We start from the raw sequence: 16,700 nt of genomic DNA, 5'->3' as shown, positions 1-16,700 counted from the left end.
CCCCCCCCTCTGGTCTGGCTCAGGGTGGGACAGTGTCCCCCCCCCTCTCTGGCTCAGCGCTCCCAAACCGCGTCCACGCGCCGCTGGATCTCCTCCTTCACTTCCATGGGGCGCCGGATCCCGTGCAGCCGGATCTCGCCGGTTTCGCCGCCGCCCGCCGAGGACACCCGGACCTCGCCGATTCCGATCAGGCGATCAATGACTCCCTGTTCCAGGGTCGGGATCCGGGCATTGGCATAGCGCATCGTGCGGCGGTGGCGCGCGATAATCCCGGTCTGCACCGTCACGCGGTCCGGTTCGAGGGTGAATCGGTAGTAGTAGATCGCGAACACGATCCGGAACGCGGTGAGCACCATCCAGACACCGAGAACCATCGATAGCGCTGCCTGCACGATGGGCAGCTCGCCGATGCCCGGGATGGTCATGCGCCACTCGGCAATGCTCGCGCCTACTGGATCGGGCAGCTGCCCCAGCCAGGCCACGATCTCCGGCGTCCACGCCAGCACGGCGAGGAGCAGCGCAAACTTGAGCACCGTGGGCCATACGCTGCGCAAGGCCGGGCGCAAGGTATAGGTCGGCACCTCGGCGTCCGCAGTGGCGGACTGGTCTCGGGGTGGCTCCCCGTTTGACGTCGGGCGGTGTTCCCGTGCGGCCTGTCGCAGCGACTCGCTTGGCTCCTCGTCGTCTGCTGGCCGAGGCGGGGGCTCGGGTGGTGAATCGGGATCGACCCGGGCTACGCCGTAGCCCGCGTGCTGGTCGCCCCAATGCACTTCGACCAACTCGTACCGCTGGTCGGTCTCGCGATTCAGCGCATCCCGGACTACCCGAGCCCGGCCGTGGCTGAACGGCATGTCGTGTTCGTCGAGGATCATGCCCCTGACTCCTTGGATCGGTGGGTGCTGCGACTGCGGGCCTTCTCTATCCGCTGCACCAGTTCGTTGTTCGCGTCGATCTCGACCGTGACGACCTGGGCCTCGGCTTGCTCGACGCTTGCCTGATCGATTCGCCGTTCGCGCTCCGCCTGCTCGGCCTTGCGTCGCCGTCGTTCGGCCGCGTCCACGGCGTAGCTCGGAAGGAACTCGCCGCTGCGCGCCCGTTTGGCGACGGCACTCAGGTAGCGCAAGGGGTTTCGGATCGGATCCGTCTGAGCGCGATCCCGGATGGCACCGGCGACCTCGTCCAGGACCTGCTGGGCCTGGTCGGCGGACAATCCCTGCAGGCATCGCTCAGCCAGCTTGCGGTGATCGGCACCGAAGCTCTCGGGGTAGTGCAGCTCAGCGACTGCCTCCTCACTGTCGCGCGCGCCTGGTTGTTCCAATACCTCAGAGGTAGGTTTTGTAGTAGTAGGTTTATATAAACTACTACTACCCCCGCGCGCGTGAGCCGAGTTAAGATTCTTTACTTGGTACGAAGTTCCTGTTTTTTCTGGAGTTTTTGCGGGCGGGCCCACCGAGTTAAGATTCTTTACTCGGTGATCGGCGGCCAAGTTAAGATTCTTTACTTGGCTCTCACCCGAGTTAGCCTCCTTAACTTGGCTGCTTCCGGCGCGGCCCCTGGGGCTCGCGGCGGCTCGCACGGCCGGTTCGGGGTTATGGGTGGCGAGGCGGCGCTCAAAGCGATCCCCGGGGTCTACGGGATCCGTGAGGTCGTGGTCGGCATCGAGGCGCTGATGGATCGTGGACAGGACCTGCTGCGCCGTCTCGCGCACCCGTCGATGGCCGTGGTCGGTCAGGCTCTCCAGATAGGTGATGTACTCCGGATCGAGGTACATCGCCTCCGTGACCGATACCGCCTCGTCGTGGATCGCGTAGACGCTCCCCCGGTATCGCCCCTGCGGATCACGGACGCGATCGCACAGCGAGATCCATCGGGTGATGCGCAGCATGGCGATGGCGGCGGCGATGGTGGGCCGGGACCCGAGGCCGGCGCGTCCGAACTCGTCATACGACGGGAATCCGGCGGGGGCCCGGGGGTCCGAGGATGCCTGAATCACCATCCAGGCGAGCTTGTCGGTCGGCCCCAGCTCGTCGGCGAATAGCAGCGCCCGGGGGTGGGAGTCATGCCAGTTCCCGAAATACAGGACTGCGCCTTCTGCGCCTTCCTCCTCGCCGGCGGGGTCCGGCGGTCGATCCCGTAGCTGCCGCGCGGCGTCCTCCAGGTACGCCTTGAGTCCTCGGATGCGGGGTGTGATCTCCGCTGCACTCACGACGAGCCCCCGGCGGAATAGAGGTGGGTCCCGAACTGGTGATGCACCAGGTCCACCACGGGTTGCGTCGTCTTGGCCGGCGGATACGTTGGGGCCCGATCGGTGAGTGTTTGCTGACACTCCGCGACGAGGCGGTAAACCGCAGCGGCCGAGGTTTTCGTGCCGCGCGCGACGTGGAGATAGCGATCCGGATCCGGCAGGTCCTTTGGGGCGGCCCGCCATGCGTCCCACATCGCCTGAGCCTGTTCTGGCGAGGGGGAGCGCGGCCGACCGGGCTGCGAGGGCAGCCCGAGCACTCGCCGCCGACGGGCGACATCCGTCGTCGTCAATCCGAATAGCGCCTCCATCATCCGGGCGTCGGCCTGGTGCCGCAGCAGCTCGTCCTGGACCTGCCGGGACTGGACCTCGCCCCGCGCTCGATCGAGGAGCTGATCGAATCGGTCCGCGTCGATCTGCAGGTCAATGAACAGGTGCCCGAGCCGCGAGATTTCGACCAGCTCGTCGAGCGTCATGTCGGCGAGGGTCGAGGCTTGTTCCGGTGTGAGCCCCAATACACTGAGGGCGTTCATGTCGGCGGCCTGCAGCCGGTCCATGGCGAAGCGCAGGACGTGGAGGGTGAGATCCGCTGTGCTGCTCATGGCTCAGCCCTCCCACGGATCGAGATCGTCCGCGTCGGCCTGGCGCTGCAGGTCGCGGCAGGCCTGGACGAGGGCGACGAAGTCCGCGAAATCGGGCTCCCGAAGACACGAGCTGACCATCCAGCCCAGCCCGCGCCAGGATGGCTCGGCGATGTGCCGTGCGATGACCTCCTCCTCGTCGGCGCGGTGAATGACTGAGGCCAGGCGATGGGTCGGGGCGGTCTGCAGGACGCGGTCCGTGTGCAGGCCGATCTGCGACCAGCTGACCAGCAGCCACCAGGTCCAGTGGCGATAGTCGATCTCCACCCCGTTCATGCGCGCCGCCGCCTCCTCGACCGTCTCGCTCGGCAGGTCGATGAAGTAGCCATAGCCGATGTCTACGGGCTGGATCTGCTCGGCGTAGTGGTAGCGGGTGGCGATCTGCCGGGCCAGCGTGTAGATCCGATCCCGTAGCTCCGCCACGGTTGGCGCGGGGCCGGGCGCGGGCTCAGTCGGCGCCGTGACCGGTGGGGCGGCAGGAGGCGGATCACCCGCACCGGCCCCATCACCGATCACTGGATCGGTTGCGGTCCCGGAACGTCCGGGGGGCGCTCCGGGCGCTCCGTCAGGTGAGGCATCGTGGACCGGCGGTGTCGGTTGGCCCATTGCGCCCATGTCCGGGGGCATATTGGCTGGGCCCGTCGCACCCTCGGAATCCTGCGTCGGTGGCGTATCGAGTTCCATCCGAACGGTGCGCAGATCGAGGGACAGCTCCTCGGCCAGACGTCGCTCCAGCTCCTGCCGCGCGGCGCCGGGGTCCCAATCAGGCGCATCGGTAACGGCGAGGGATTCCTCGAACACCATGTCCACCGCATCCTGGGTGTGTCCATGGGATTCGCCGACGGCATGGGCCGACCGGTGGAGATCACGGAGCTTCTCGATCGCCTGTCCACCAAGACCGCCATGGAGCGCCTGGGGGATGCACGGGAGTAGAGTTTTCGAGGCGTATTCAAATCGACGCAGTAGTTTCAGGGAGGCGGTGTAACCAATGTCCTGCAGTCGCCGTTGCAACTCCTTACGACTCAGACTTTCTCCAGCCTCCTCGAACATTTCGCGCAGCCGATCAACCGCGAGGGCGCGATCAATCAGGGTCATGGTGCCGCGCATTTCGTTCTCCACCAGGTGCGCGCCCAGCACATCCTGGTCCGAGGTCCAGGGGTGATAGAGGACATGCACCCGGCGATAGGCCTCGTCGCCGGTCTCCTCATAGAGTTCCTTGAGGATCTGCAGCCGCGTGTTCCCGCCGGCGCGCACCATATAGACGTCGTCGTCCGGTCGCCGCGTGACTTCGATCGCATTGTTCAGGCGCTTCTGCGCCCGGATGGATGCCTTGATTTCGTCGTACTGCGGGTTGCGCTGCCGCCGGGGGTTGCCGTCATACGGTTGGATCCGGTCGATCTCCAGCACCATCTGCGTGACGGTCAGGGGATCTCCGGGCGGCAGCTCCTGCGCCGCCGCATCGCCGAAATGACCGACGGTCAGGCGGCTGCGCAGCTCCTCCGAACTCAGCTGTTTCTTAGCCATGTTGCGCCCCTCCCTCACGGTCGTGGATCAGGTGAGGCAGCAGCTCCTCGGTGAGGCGGCGCATGGTCTCGGCACCGGACAGGGTGGGGCCTTGGCGGTGGGGCTCCCACCGATGGACGGGCACCTGCTGGGTGGCCGCCTCGCGGTAGGCCACGGCGGCGGGGATGAACGTATCGAGTATGGTGATCTGGCCGCGGCTTTCACCGGTCGCCTCGCGGCGGAGTTCGTCCGCGATCGCACGACCGTCTCCAGTGCGATCGACGCGGTAGAGGAGGCCGCGCAGCGGGCCGACCGGTGCGCCCATGGCCGCCATCGGTTGCAGCCGCTTGAGCATCGACACGGTGCCGCGCGCGAACTCGCGGGCGGAGAGAATCTCGGGGGGAATAGGGGAGAGCAGGAAGTCTGCCGCCAGGACAGCGGCATCCTGCAGGGGGCCGACAGCCCCCTGGGTATCCAGCAGGACGACGTCATAGAGGTCGTCGTAATCCGCGAGGATGTGCTTGAGGCGCACGCGGCCGTCCGGCGTGTGGAGGATCCATTGCTGCAGCCGACCCTGGGGGTCGTTGGACAGCACAATGTCGAGCGCCCCGTCGTGCTCGCCATCGAGCGGGATGTCGATCGGGGTCACCGTGCCGTCGGTGTCGCCGTTGGTAATGAGTTCAGTGAGTCCCCCGGCGGCGATCAGGGCCGGGTCCACCGGAAAGTAGCTGGACAGGGTGGGCTGAATGTCGGCGTCGATCAGCAGGACCTTGTAGCCGAGGTCCGCGAGGTAGGCGCCGAGGTTGGCCGTGACGGTGGTTTTACCGACACCGCCCTTGGTGCTGGTCGTCGTGATTCGGACTGTCATGGTGTATCCCCGTAGTTCTGGTGTGTTGACCAGTCCTTTCGGGCCACCTGACGAGTAGTCCTCTACATTGTTGGTTCAAGCTGGGCGTTGGTAATCGATTCGTAATCGATAGGTCGGAGGTTCGACTCCTCTCGCCGGCACCATTTTTCCTTCCCCCGCGCATCCGCGGGCCGCGCACCGGCGCCGGCCCGCGGGGCGTGCGGTCTTCAGCTGCGGCGGTCCTGGCGGGGTCGCCCGCCCCCGGGTCGGCCCGAGCCGTTCCCACGCCCCCTGCTGTTGCCGCCACCGCGGCGGTCGTCGCGCGGCTTGCGCGGGCGCGGCTTCGGTTTCACTGCATCCTGGAACAGACGCTCCGGGTCCACGCTCGCGGTGGGGATGCGCTCGCCCAGATAGCTTTCGATCTCCGGCAGGTAGAACGCGGAGTCCTCGCAGCCGAAGCTGATGGCGTCGCCCTCGGCGCCGGCGCGGGCGGTGCGCCCGATGCGGTGCACGTAATCCTCGCCCGATTGCGGCAGATCAAAATTGAACACATGGGTGACCGCCGGGATATGCAGGCCGCGCGCGGCCACGTCGGTGGCGACCAGGAAGGTGTATTCCCCGGCGGCGAAGTGCTCCAGCAGCTTCGAGCGCTTCTTCTGCGGCACGTCGCCGGAAAGCAGCTCCGCCTTCTGCCCGTTCGCGTTCAGCCAGTCGCAGACCTTCTCGGCACCGTGCTTGGTGTTCACGAATACGATGGCGCGCTCCGGCTCGAGGTCGCGTGCCAGCCCCAGCAGGAGCGGGATCTTCTCTTCGTTGGCCGGGTAGTAGATGGTCTGGCGCACGCGGTCCGCGGTGAGGGTCTCGGCCTCCACCTGTACCTTCTCCGGATTGTTCATGTGCTCGTATGCCAGCTCCATCACGCGGAAGGAGAGCGTGGCCGAGAACAGCATCGAAAGGCGCTCTGCGGCCGGTGCGCAGCGCCGCATCAGAAAGCGCACATCCTTGATGAAGCCGAGATCGAACATGCGGTCGGCCTCGTCCAGTACCACCACCTCGGTGTACTGCAGGCCGAAGACCTTCTGCTTGAAGTAGTCGATGATCCGTCCCGGCGTGCCGATCAGGATGTCGGCCCCGGCCTCCAGTTGTTCGCGCTGGGTGTCGTAGCCGGTGCCACCGTAGGCCAGGGCCAGTTTCAGCCCGGTATCGCGGCCCAGTGCCTCGGCGTCGCGGTGAATCTGGATGGCCAGCTCGCGGGTTGGCGCCAGGATCAGGGCGCGCACGTCGGTGGGGCCGCGCCCGGGCGCGGGTGGCTGGCGCAGCAGGCGGTTGAAGGTCGCGATCAGGAAGGCCGCGGTCTTGCCGGTGCCGGTCTGGGCCTGGCCCGCCACGTCGCGCCCGGCCAGGGCGATCGGCAGGGTCTGGGCCTGGATCGGGGTGCAGGTCTCGAAACCCGTGGCGCGGATGCCCGCCTGTACGGCCTCGGGTAGATCCAGCTGGTCGAAGCGGGGCGTGTCCTGCGCGGGGTCGGTCATGTGAATCCTCTATTACTTGAACTGTCTGGCGATCATCGTCGATAGTAAGAAGCGTGCGGCCCGCGTTGCAGGCTGCTTTCCCAACCCAAGTCATGAGGGCTCGGAGTGAGCGACAAAATTGTGTACACATCGGACGCCGGTTTCGACGAGGACGTCCTGAAGGCCGACCAGCCGGTCCTGGTGGATTACTGGGCGGAGTGGTGCGGCCCCTGCAAGATGATCGCCCCCATTCTGGACGAGATCGCCGAAGAATACGCCGGCAAGGTCAAGGTCGCCAAGCTGAACATCGACGAGAACCCGTCGACCCCGCCGAAGTACGGCATCCGCGGTATCCCCACGCTCATGCTGTTCAGGGGTGGCGATGTCGAGGCCACCAAGGTCGGGGCCCTGTCCAAGTCGCAACTGACCGCGTTCCTGGATCAGCACCTGTAGGGCCACCGGGCCCGGCGCGGGCACCCGCCGCCGGGCCCCGCAGGCGCCTCTGCGGGCCGGGCTTGCCCCGAGACGCCGGCTCGCTTACCATCGGGCACATTCGAATGGCCGCCAGGCCATTCCCTCCTCCTTCCAGTCAATCCGTACGGCCACCCCCGGTCGTCGATCATTCACGTTGAATACAGCACCCCTCGCATGAATCTGACCGAATTGAAGCGGATGTCCGCTGCCGATCTCGTGGCCTTCGCCGAAGAAAAGGGCATCGAGAACATGTCCCGCGCCCGCAAGCAGGACATCATCTTTGCCCTGCTCAAGGCCCACGCCAAAAGCGGCGAAGCCATCTACGGAGACGGCGTCCTGGAGATACTCTCCGACGGCTTCGGCTTCCTGCGCAGCGCCGACAGCTCCTACCAGGCCGGGCCGGACGATGTATACGTCTCCCCCAGCCAGATCCGGCGCTTCGGCCTGCGCACCGGCGACACCATCGCCGGCAAGATCCGCCCGCCGAAGGACAACGAGCGCTACTTCGCGCTGCTCAAGGTGTCGGAGATCAACTTCGAGCCGCCGGAGAACGCGAAGCACAAGGTGCTGTTCGAGAACCTGACGCCGCTGCACCCCTCCGAGCGCATGCGCATGGAACGCGGCAATGGTTCCACCGAGGACATCACCGCCCGGGTGATCGATATCGTCTCCCCGTTCGGCAAGGGCCAGCGCGGCCTGATCGTCTCGCCGCCGAAGGCGGGCAAGACGCTGATGCTGCAGAACATCGCCCAGAGCATCGCCGCGAACTACCCCGAGTGCTACCTGATCGTGCTGCTGATCGACGAGCGCCCGGAAGAGGTGACCGAGATGGACCGAATGGTCCAGGGCGAGGTCGTCTCCTCCACCTTCGACGAGCCGGCCCAGCGCCATGTGCAGGTCGCCGAGATGGTGATCGAGAAGGCCAAGCGCCTGGTCGAGCACAAGCGCGATGTGGTGATCCTGCTGGACTCCATCACCCGCCTCGCGCGTGCCTACAACACCGTTGCCCCCAGCTCCGGCAAGGTGCTGACCGGCGGCGTGGACGCCAACGCCCTGCACCGCCCGAAGCGCTTCTTCGGCGCCGCGCGCAACGTGGAGGAAGGTGGCAGCCTGACCATCATCGCCACTGCCCTGGTCGAGACGGGCTCCAAGATGGACGAGGTCATCTACGAGGAGTTCAAGGGTACCGGCAACATGGAACTGCACCTCGAACGTCGGATCGCCGAGAAACGTATCTACCCGGCGATCAACGTGAACCGTTCCGGCACCCGCCGCGAGGAACTGCTGACCGCCCCGGACGAGCTGCAGAAGCTCTGGATCCTGCGCAAGTTCCTGCACGGCATGGACGACATCGAGGCGATGGAATTCCTGCTCGGCCGCATGCAGTCCTCGAAGACCAACTCCGAGTTCTTCGACCAGATGAAGCGCAGCTAGCTGCGACCCGCCGCGGCCGCCTCTGCCTCGAAAGGCAAGGGCGGTTTACAGGAAGGTTCGAAGAACGGAAGGTTTCAGGGGTATCCGGGTAGGGCCGAGGTCTCGCGGGTCGGCCCATCGCCGGAGGCTGTTACCGGCCCGTTTGGATCCGTTCTTCCGGTCTTCATGCCTTCCTGTAGATTGCCTTTTGGTGTTCAGCCCGGGACGGGCTCGAAGCTGATCAGGCGGTCCAGGCGCCACCACTGCCGCCGGCCCTCGGTATCCCGCAGGATCAGGAATTCGGCGCCGCGCCGGGTGCGCAGATCCAGCGGCCGTACCACCGCGATCCGGTCCATCTGTGCGCGCCGCCAGTGCGTGCGCAGGAACTGCCCGCGCAGGATCGCCAGCTCCAGTTCCGAGTAGCGTTCGCAGGCGATGGGCGTGTATGGCGGTGCCGGGTTCATTCGCCCTCCCGCCGGGCACTGATTCGCGGCAGCTCCTCGTCCCCGGCATCCTCGCGGCGGAACACGATGGGGGCACAGCAGACGGCGCAGTCCTCGATCCACTCGCGGTCGCCACTGACCATGTCCACGGTGGTCTCGCCCGGTTCGCCACACCAGGGACAGGCAAAACCGACAAACTCGACAGGGCGCATCATCAACCCTCCTCCCGACTCGCGGGCCAGGCTATCGGCGTGGCGATCGCGTCCTGCGGCGTCCGTTCCGGAAGAAAGCGCTCCAGCACGTCATTGAGAAACGCAAGGCCCTTGTCCGTGGCCTGCAGGCGCTGCGTATCGGCGACCAGCAGCCCCTCGTCCCGCAGTTCGGACAGGGCTGGTTCCAGGCTTGCCAGCGCCAGGCCGCAGCGGGCCTCGAAACTCGCGGCCGGAACCCCCTCCACCAGGCGCAGCGCATTCAGCAGGAACTCGAACGGCCGCTCCTGCGGCGGGACCGGGTGGTCCTGGTGCTGCTGTGGCGCGGCCATATACGCCTCCGGCTGGCGTGGCTTGATCCGCCGCAGGATGCGTCCCTCGTGCACCTGCGTCAGTTTGCCGTGGGCCCCGGCGCCGATCCCCAGGTAGTCGCCAAACATCCAGTAGTTGCGGTTGTGGCGGCAGGCCTGTCCGGGGCGGGCGTAGCCGGAGACCTCGTATCGAGTATAGCCAGCCGCCGCCAGACGCGATTGCCCGCGTGCAAACAGTTCCTCGATCAGCGTGTCGTCCGGCAGTTGCGGGGGCCGGGTCGCAAAATAGGTGTTGGGTTCCAGGGTCAGTTGATACCAGGAGACATGCCCGGGGTCCTGCTCGATCGCCGCCTCCAGGTCCGCCAGTCCGGCTGCCACCGACTGCCCCGGCAGCCCGAACATCAGGTCCAGGTTGATCGCCTCGAAGCCGGCGGCGCGGGCGTGTTCCACCGCGCTGCGTGCCTCTGCCGCGCCGTGGATCCGCCCAAGGCGCGCGAGCATCGTGTCGTCGAAGCTCTGAATCCCCAGCGACAGCCGGTTGACCCCCGCCTCGCGGTAGCCGCGGAAATAGGCACGGTCGGCGGTGCCGGGGTTCGCCTCCAGCGTCACCTCGCAGTCGGGCCGCAGCGGCAGGCGTGCCCGCAGGCCGGAAAGCAGCGCATCCAGCGCCTCGGGCGGAAACAGGCTGGGGGTGCCGCCGCCGATGAAGACGCTCTCCAGGCGGCGCCCCCAGACATCGGGGAGCTGCCCCTCCAGGTCGCGCAGCAGGGCCTCCACGTACTCCGCGAACGGGGCCTCGCCGCCGCGCGGCTCGTGCGAGTTGAAGTCGCAGTACGGGCACTTGCGCACGCACCAGGGCAGGTGCACGTACAGCGCAAGCGGTGGCGGATGAGTCAGGGCGGGGTTCATGTGCGAAGCATAGGCGAGGGGTCGGGTGGCGTCGAAAGCACCCAGGGAAGTACCGATCGCCGCGGGCAGGGCGATCCGTCTTGCTGGCTGTCAGGCCGGTGCCGCGTCCGTGCCGGCGCGCAGGCGGGCCGCCAGCTGTTGCAGGGCCTGGCCCCGGTGGCTCAGGCGGTTCTTGGTCGCCGCGGGCAGTTCGGCCGAGGTGCAGTTCGCCTCCGGCACGAAGAACAGCGGGTCATAGCCGAAGCCCTCGGCGCCGCTCGTCCGTTCCGCGATCTGCCCCGACCAGATGCCCTCGGCAATGATCGGCGCCGGGTCCTCGGCGTGCTCCAGGTACACGACCACCGCCCGGAAGCGGGCGCCGCGCCGTTCCGGCGGGATGCCCGTCAGTGCCTCCAGCAGCTTCGCGTTGTTGGCCGCGTCGTCGGCATCCGCCCCGGCGTAGCGCGAGGAGTAGATCCCCGGCTGGCCGCGCAGGGCGTCGACCTCCAGCCCGGAGTCGTCCGCGATCGCGGGCAGCCCGGTGTGCCGGGCGGCATTGCGTGCCTTCAGGATGGCGTTCTCGACGAAGGTGAGCCCGGTCTCCGCGGCCTCGGGCACGCCGTGCTCCGACTGCGGCTCGACCGCCAGCCCCAGCGGTTCCAGCAGGGCGCGGATCTCGCGCAGCTTGCCGGGATTACCGGTGGCGAGGACGACGCGGCGCGGCTCGCCCATGATCAGCCCTCGGCCAGGACGGCGCGCTGGGCCTCGCAGATCTGCTGGATGCCCTTCTCGCCCAGGTCCAGCATCTGGTCCAGCTCGTCGCGGCGGAAGGCGTGCCCCTCGGCCGTGCCCTGGATCTCGATCACGCCACCGGCCTCGTTCATCACCAGATTGAGATCGGTCTCGGCCTGCGAGTCCTCGTCGTAATCCAGGTCCAGCACCGGTTCGCCCCCGAAGATGCCCACCGAGATCGCCGCCACCTGGCCGTGCAGCGGGTCCTTGCGGATCAGGCCCTGCTCGCGCGCCTTGCGGATGGCGTCGTAGAGCGCGACATAGGCGCCGCTGATGGATGCGGTACGGGTGCCGCCGTCGGCCTGGATCACGTCGCAGTCGACGATGATCTGGCGCTCGCCCATGGCCTCCAGGTCCACCACGGCGCGCAGCGAGCGGCCGATCAGGCGCTGGATCTCCATGGTGCGCCCGCCCAGTTTGCCGCGCGCGGCCTCGCGCACCATACGGTCATGGGTGGAGCGCGGCAGCATGCTGTACTCGGCGGTGACCCAGCCGCGGCCCTTGTTCTTCAGCCACGGCGGCACGCGCGACTCCACCGTGGCGTTGCAGAGCACGCGGGTATCGCCAAACTCGACCAGTACCGACCCCTCCGCGTGGCGGGTGAAATGGCGGGTAAAACGCACGGGGCGCATCGCGTCGGCTGCTCGGCCACTGGGTCGCATGCTGGGATCCTTGCTAGATTTGAAAGGGGCGCAGTATACGGGCCGCCACCGCCATACGCAGCAGGGATCACCACGGAGGGGAGCATGATCGCCAGCATGACCGGATTTTCCCGGCACGCCGTCACACTGGATGCGGGCGTGTTCGACTGGGAGCTGAAAAGCGTCAATCACCGCTATCTGGAGTTGCGCGTTCATCTGCCCGATCACCTGCGGTCGCTGGAGGCCGCGGTGCGCAATCGTCTCAAGGCCCGCCTGGCGCGGGGCAAGGTGGACGTGGTCCTGCGCGATCGCGGTCAGGCCGAGGAATCGCCGGCGGCGTTCGATCACGACCGCGTGCGGGTGCTTGCCGATGCCTGTGCCGAGATCGCGGGCATGTTGCCGCAGCCCGCGCCGGTCTCGCCGCTGGACGTGCTGCGCTGGCCGGGGGTCCTGCAGGGCCGTGAGGATGCCGGGGAGGCCCTGGCGGCACCGCTGCTGGCCGGGTTCGATACCGCGCTGGAGGCCCTGGTCGAGATGCGCGCCGCCGAGGGCGCGGCCCTGGCCGACGGCATGCGCGCGCGCCTGGATGCCCTGCTGGAGCACCGCCGCGCGATCCAGGCGCGGCGCCAGCCGATGCTGGAAGAGCAGCGCAGCCGCATCCTCGCCCGCATCCACGAGCTGGATCTGAATCTGGACCCGCGGCGGCTGGAGCAGGAGGTGGCCCTGCTGGCCCAGCGCATGGACATCGCCGAGGAGCTGGACCGTATCGAAGGGCACGTGGCCGCGGTGCGCGAGACCCTGGACGGCAACGGCCCCGGCGGCCGCCGCCTGGACTTCCTGATGCAGGAATTCAACCGCGAGGCCAACACCATCTCTTCCAAATCCCACGATCTCGAAATGACCCGCGCCACGGTCGAAATGAAGGTCCTGATCGAGCAGCTGCGCGAGCAGGTGCAGAACCTGGAGTAGCCGATGCGCCGGTTTCGTCTGCGCCTGGCCATCTCGCATCAGGAGATGGCGGACTACTACACCGGCCGCGCGGCGGTGGTGTTCGCGCAGGCCGACACTGGCGAAAGCGTCCAGTTTCCGGCGCGGCTGCTGCGCAGCCACCTGGACCAGCGTGGCGTACATGGCGTGTTCGAGCTGATCACCGACGACGACTACCGGCTGCGCGAGTTCCGGCGTCTCCCTTCGGGGCCTTCAGGCCCTTGAAAACGCGGGGCAAGGCTCTATATCGAAGGATGAGTCAGACGACACCCGCACAAGGAGGGGACGCCATGAACATGACCCGTTACGAACCGTTCAGCCTGCTTGGTCAACTGTCGCGCGAACTCGGGCGCATGCCGGACATGCCCGGCACCGAAGATTCCGCCGCGACCTCCGACTGGGCCCCGGCGGTGGACATCCGCGAAGAGACCGATGCCTATGTGCTGCATGCCGACATTCCCGGGGTGGACCCGAAGGATATCGAGCTGCACATGGAGGACGGTGTGTTGACCCTGCGCGGCGAGCGCAAGCACGAAAGCGAGGAAGAGAAGAACGGCTACAAGCGCATCGAACGCATGCGCGGCACCTTCTTCCGCCGTTTCTCGCTGCCGGACACCGCGGATTCCGAAAACATCTCCGCGCGCTCCGAGAATGGCGTGCTGGAGGTACGCATCCCGAAGCAGGCCCGCGTGCAGCCGCGCCGGATCCAGATCGAGAGCTGATCCGGCAACCCGCGCCCGGCGGGCCCGGCCCGCCGAGGCGTGAACATGGGCGCTGCCCCGGGGTCCACCCGCGGTGGCGCCCCGTTTTTTCCGGCTCGGGGAACCTGGGGTACCAACGCGAGCGTGTACATTAGTCCATTAGTCAGAGTTTCCCCTGAGGAAGGCGATGGAATACAAGGACTACTACAAGATCCTCGGTGTGGGCCGCGATGCCAGCCAGGACGAGATCAAGAAGGCCTACCGCAAGCTGGCGCGCAAGTATCACCCGGATGTCAGCAAGGATCCCGACGCCGAGACCCGCATCAAGGACGTCAACGAGGCCTACGAGGCCCTGGGCGACCCGGAGAAGCGCAAGGCCTACGACCAGCTGGGTTCCAACTGGCGTCAGGGACAGGACTTCCGGCCGCCGCCCGGCTGGGGCCCGCAGGGCGGGGGCCGCGGCGGTGCCGGTGCCGACTTCGGCGGCTTCTCGGATTTCTTCGATTCGATCTTCGGGGGCGGCATGGGCGGAGGCCGCCGCCGTGGGGGCGGGGCTGGCTTCAACATGCGCGGCGCCGACCGCGAGGGCCGCGTGGACATCACCCTGGATCAGGCCCTCAAGGGCACCGAGGTCTCGGTCACCGATGGCGAGGGCCGGGTGCAGCGTGTGCGTATCCCGGCGGGGGCCCGGGATGGCTCGCGTCTGCGCGTGCGCGGCCAGGGCGACCCCGGGGTCGGCAGTGGCGGCGCCGGAGATCTGCTGCTGGAGATCCGGGTCAAGCCGGACGGCCGCTACACCCTGGATGGGCGTAACCTCTACCGCGAGATCCCGATCGCGCCCTGGGAGGCTGCGCTGGGGGCGACCATCGAAGTGCCCACGCCGCATGGCTGGGTCAACCTGAAGGTGCCGGCCGGCTCGCAGTCCGGCAAGCAGATGCGCCTGAAGGGCAAGGGCCTGCCGGGCAAGCCGCCCGGGGATCTGTACCTGAAGCTGATGGTGCAGGTCCCGCCGGAGGACGAGGCCGGCGACTGGTACCGCAAGATGGCCGCGGAGTCCTCCTTCGCCCCGCGCGCCGATCTGGCACCCTGATCGCGGGAGCGCCCATGCGTCGGCTGTTTCCCCTTCTGCTCCTGGTGCTGGCCCTGCTTGGGCCCGCTCCGGTCGCCGCCCAGCTGCCGGCCGCGGTGGATGGCGAGCCTCTGCCCTCGCTGGCGCCCATGCTCGAGCGCACCATCCCCGGGGTGGTCAACATCGCCACCCGGGCGCGGGTGGTGGAGTCGGTCAGCCCGCTGTTTGACGACCCCTTCTTCCGCCGTTTCTTCGACATGCCGGAGCGCTCGCGCGAACGCGAGCGCCAGGGTCTGGGCTCCGGCGTGATCGTGGATGCGGAGGCCGGCACGATCCTCACCAACAGCCACGTGATCGCGCGCGCCGATGCCATCCTGGTCACCCTGTACGACGGCCGCCAGTACGAGGCCGAGGTGGTGGGCACCGATCCCGCCACCGATGTCGCGGTCATCCGGATCGAGGCCGACGGCCTGCAGGCGATCCCGCTGGCGGACTCCGACGCTCTGCGCGTGGGCGATTTTGTGGTGGCCATCGGCAACCCCTTCGGGCTCGGCCAGACCGTGACCAGCGGCATCGTCAGCGCCCTTGGCCGCAGCGGGCTGGGCGGCGATGGCTTCGAGGACTTCATCCAGACCGATGCCTCGATCAACCCGGGCAATTCCGGCGGGGCGCTGGTGAACCTGCGCGGTGAGCTGGTCGGCATTAACACGGCCATCCTGGCCCGCGGTGGCGGCAATATCGGCATCGGCTTTGCCATCCCCGCCAACATGGCCAGCCAGGTCCGCGATCATCTGCTGGCGGAGGGCCGCGTGGAGCGCGGCGCGCTCGGCGTGGAGATGCAGGATCTGACCCCGGCGCTGGCCCAGGCCTTCGGGCTGGACGTCACCCAGGGCGCAGTCATCACGCGGGTCACGCGTGCCTCGGCCGCCGAGCGCGCGGGCCTGATGCCCGGAGACATCGTGCTGCGGGTGGAAGGCCAGACGGTGCGCAGCGCCGCCGACCTGCGCAACCGGCTTGGCCTGCTGCGCGCCGGTTCTCAGGTGCGCCTGGACGTGCTGCGCGACGGGGCGGAGCAGACGCTGGTGGCGCGGCTTGACCGCCCGGAGTCGCGGCGTGTCGAGGGCGCGGCCATTCATCCGCGCCTGGACGGAGTGCGGGTCTCGGAGACCAGCGCACCCGATGGCCGCAGTCGGGTGGCCGTGATTGCGGTGGAGCCCGGCAGCGCTGGACAGCGCGCGGGCCTGCGCCCGGGTGATGTGCTGCTGGCCATCAACCGCCAGCGTATCGAGCGGCTGTCCGATCTGCCGCAGCAACTGGCGCCCCACCAGACCCTGGAGCTGCAGCTGCGCCGTGGCAACCAGACCCTATACCTCACCCTGAGGTAGGTGTGATCACTACCGGGGAGGGGTTATGTAGGAGCGGGCTTGCCCGCGAATGCTCCTGCCAAAGCCGGACGCGGGCGGGGGCTTCGCGGGCAAGCCCGCTCCCACAAGAATGCTTCCATCGCGGACTCCCATGTCTCGTCATCAAGTCAGTACGCACTCCGTTTTGGCGTCGCGGATTTTCGCGTTGGCGATCACGACCAGTTTGCGTGCAACGGCGGCGAGGGCCACGCGCTTGGGCTTGCCTTTGGCCACGAGCCGTTCGTAGAAGGCGCTGAGGTCCGGATGCTTCCGGGCGGCGGACAAGGCGGCCATGAACAGGATGGGCTTCACGCCCGTGCGTCCGCCGGTCATGCGGCGATGGCCGGATTGGGTGCCGGACTCGCGCGGATGCGGGGCCAGCCCCATCAGACTGGCCGCCGTCTTGGGCGTGAGGGTGCCCAGTTCGGGCACCGGTGCCAGCAACGTGGCGGCGCACACAGGTCCGATTCCCTTGATGCCCCGCAGGACTTCTCGACGCGGTTTCAGATCCGGTCGCTCCAGGAGCTGTTCGATCTGTCGGTCGAGGAGCCGTATCTGCTGAGAGAGGAAGGCGATCTGCTCGGCCAGCAGGGCCTTGACCGCCTTCCCGCCCGGTGCGCAGGCA

At 67.7% G+C, this 16,700-nt stretch carries 19 protein-coding genes; 7 read left to right on the top strand and 12 right to left on the bottom strand.

The genetic code is table 11. From position 1 onward, the window contains the following. Positions 1-53: 53 nt before the first annotated feature. From D000_RS0112705 to D000_RS0112675, 6 genes are all read right to left on the bottom strand, one after another. Complete coding sequence (locus D000_RS0112705) at positions 54-872, bottom strand: PH domain-containing protein (RefSeq protein ID WP_018873910.1); 819 nt, start codon at positions 870-872, stop codon at positions 54-56. After that, positions 869-2,206: an STY4528 family pathogenicity island replication protein gene (locus D000_RS0112700; protein ID WP_018873909.1), complete on the bottom strand. Its 1,338-nt coding sequence runs from the start codon at positions 2,204-2,206 to the stop codon at positions 869-871. The genes D000_RS0112705 and D000_RS0112700 overlap by 4 nt, the downstream gene beginning before the upstream one ends. Beyond that, positions 2,203-2,844 (bottom strand): DUF2857 domain-containing protein, encoded by a 642-nt coding sequence (locus D000_RS0112695; protein ID WP_018873908.1) that lies wholly within the window; start codon positions 2,842-2,844, stop codon positions 2,203-2,205. The genes D000_RS0112700 and D000_RS0112695 overlap by 4 nt, the downstream gene beginning before the upstream one ends. 3 nt (positions 2,845-2,847) lie before the next feature. Further along, a complete protein-coding gene (locus D000_RS0112690; protein ID WP_018873907.1) occupies positions 2,848-4,407 on the bottom strand; it encodes a ParB family protein in 1,560 nt (519 codons plus the stop codon). Beyond that, positions 4,400-5,254: a ParA family protein gene (locus tag D000_RS0112685; RefSeq protein ID WP_018873906.1), complete on the bottom strand. Its 855-nt coding sequence runs from the start codon at positions 5,252-5,254 to the stop codon at positions 4,400-4,402. The genes D000_RS0112690 and D000_RS0112685 overlap by 8 nt, the downstream gene beginning before the upstream one ends. A 206-nt stretch (positions 5,255-5,460) precedes the next feature. Then, positions 5,461-6,765 carry a DEAD/DEAH box helicase gene (locus tag D000_RS0112675; RefSeq protein WP_018873905.1) on the bottom strand — a complete coding sequence of 435 codons (1,305 nt, stop codon included), beginning with the start codon at positions 6,763-6,765 and terminating at the stop codon, positions 5,461-5,463. 105 nt (positions 6,766-6,870) lie between these two features. Between D000_RS0112675 and trxA the strand changes: the two genes are divergently transcribed. Together trxA and rho are read left to right on the top strand one after the other, a co-directional pair. After that, on the top strand, positions 6,871-7,197 hold the full coding sequence (gene trxA / locus D000_RS0112670; RefSeq protein ID WP_018873904.1) for a thioredoxin TrxA: 327 nt from the start codon (positions 6,871-6,873) through the stop codon (positions 7,195-7,197). A 195-nt stretch (positions 7,198-7,392) separates the two neighbouring features. Further along, positions 7,393-8,652, top strand: coding sequence for a transcription termination factor Rho (gene rho, locus D000_RS0112665; RefSeq protein ID WP_018873903.1), 1,260 nt, complete (start codon positions 7,393-7,395; stop codon positions 8,650-8,652). Positions 8,653-8,846: 194 nt separating this feature from the next. Here rho and D000_RS0112660 read toward each other — a convergent pair whose 3' ends face one another. The 5 genes from D000_RS0112660 to rph all read right to left on the bottom strand — a co-directional run bounded on the left by D000_RS0112660 (position 8,847) and on the right by rph (position 11,936). Continuing rightward, a complete protein-coding gene (locus tag D000_RS0112660; RefSeq protein ID WP_018873902.1) occupies positions 8,847-9,095 on the bottom strand; it encodes a transcriptional antiterminator, Rof in 249 nt (82 codons plus the stop codon). After that, on the bottom strand, positions 9,092-9,286 hold the full coding sequence (locus tag D000_RS0112655) for a CPXCG motif-containing cysteine-rich protein (protein WP_026279996.1): 195 nt from the start codon (positions 9,284-9,286) through the stop codon (positions 9,092-9,094). The genes D000_RS0112660 and D000_RS0112655 overlap by 4 nt, the downstream gene beginning before the upstream one ends. A gap of 2 nt (positions 9,287-9,288) precedes the next feature. Beyond that, positions 9,289-10,503 (bottom strand): radical SAM family heme chaperone HemW, encoded by a 1,215-nt coding sequence (gene hemW, locus D000_RS0112650; RefSeq protein ID WP_018873900.1) that lies wholly within the window; start codon positions 10,501-10,503, stop codon positions 9,289-9,291. A 90-nt stretch (positions 10,504-10,593) separates the two neighbouring features. Continuing rightward, positions 10,594-11,214: an RdgB/HAM1 family non-canonical purine NTP pyrophosphatase gene (gene rdgB / locus D000_RS0112645; protein ID WP_018873899.1), complete on the bottom strand. Its 621-nt coding sequence runs from the start codon at positions 11,212-11,214 to the stop codon at positions 10,594-10,596. 2 nt (positions 11,215-11,216) lie between these two features. After that, entirely contained in the window at positions 11,217-11,936 is a 720-nt protein-coding gene (gene rph, locus D000_RS0112640; RefSeq protein ID WP_026279994.1) for a ribonuclease PH, read from the bottom strand. An 84-nt stretch (positions 11,937-12,020) separates the two neighbouring features. On the opposite strand from rph, the gene D000_RS0112635 reads away from it, so the two are divergent. From D000_RS0112635 to D000_RS0112615, 5 genes are all read left to right on the top strand, one after another. Then, positions 12,021-12,884 carry a YicC/YloC family endoribonuclease gene (locus tag D000_RS0112635; protein ID WP_018873897.1) on the top strand — a complete coding sequence of 288 codons (864 nt, stop codon included), beginning with the start codon at positions 12,021-12,023 and terminating at the stop codon, positions 12,882-12,884. A 3-nt stretch (positions 12,885-12,887) separates the two neighbouring features. Next, on the top strand, positions 12,888-13,127 hold the full coding sequence (locus D000_RS0112630) for a DUF2835 family protein (protein ID WP_018873896.1): 240 nt from the start codon (positions 12,888-12,890) through the stop codon (positions 13,125-13,127). A 65-nt stretch (positions 13,128-13,192) separates the two neighbouring features. Beyond that, on the top strand, positions 13,193-13,624 hold the full coding sequence (locus D000_RS0112625) for an Hsp20/alpha crystallin family protein (RefSeq protein WP_018873895.1): 432 nt from the start codon (positions 13,193-13,195) through the stop codon (positions 13,622-13,624). A gap of 166 nt (positions 13,625-13,790) precedes the next feature. Next, positions 13,791-14,693, top strand: a complete 903-nt coding sequence (locus D000_RS0112620) for a DnaJ C-terminal domain-containing protein (RefSeq protein ID WP_018873894.1) — start codon at positions 13,791-13,793, stop codon at positions 14,691-14,693. Positions 14,694-14,707: 14 nt separating this feature from the next. Then, positions 14,708-16,057: a DegQ family serine endoprotease gene (locus tag D000_RS0112615; RefSeq protein WP_018873893.1), complete on the top strand. Its 1,350-nt coding sequence runs from the start codon at positions 14,708-14,710 to the stop codon at positions 16,055-16,057. A gap of 141 nt (positions 16,058-16,198) precedes the next feature. Here D000_RS0112615 and D000_RS0112610 read toward each other — a convergent pair. Beyond that, positions 16,199-16,700, bottom strand: a 502-nt coding sequence (locus D000_RS0112610; protein ID WP_018873892.1) for an IS110 family transposase, incomplete at its 5' end; no start/stop codon positions are given.

It is taken from the genome of Thioalkalivibrio sp. ALJ16 (assembly GCF_000377345.1).
Taxonomy (GTDB): Bacteria; Pseudomonadota; Gammaproteobacteria; order Ectothiorhodospirales; family Ectothiorhodospiraceae; genus Thioalkalivibrio.
This window is presented reverse-complemented; position numbering and strand designations above follow the sequence as displayed.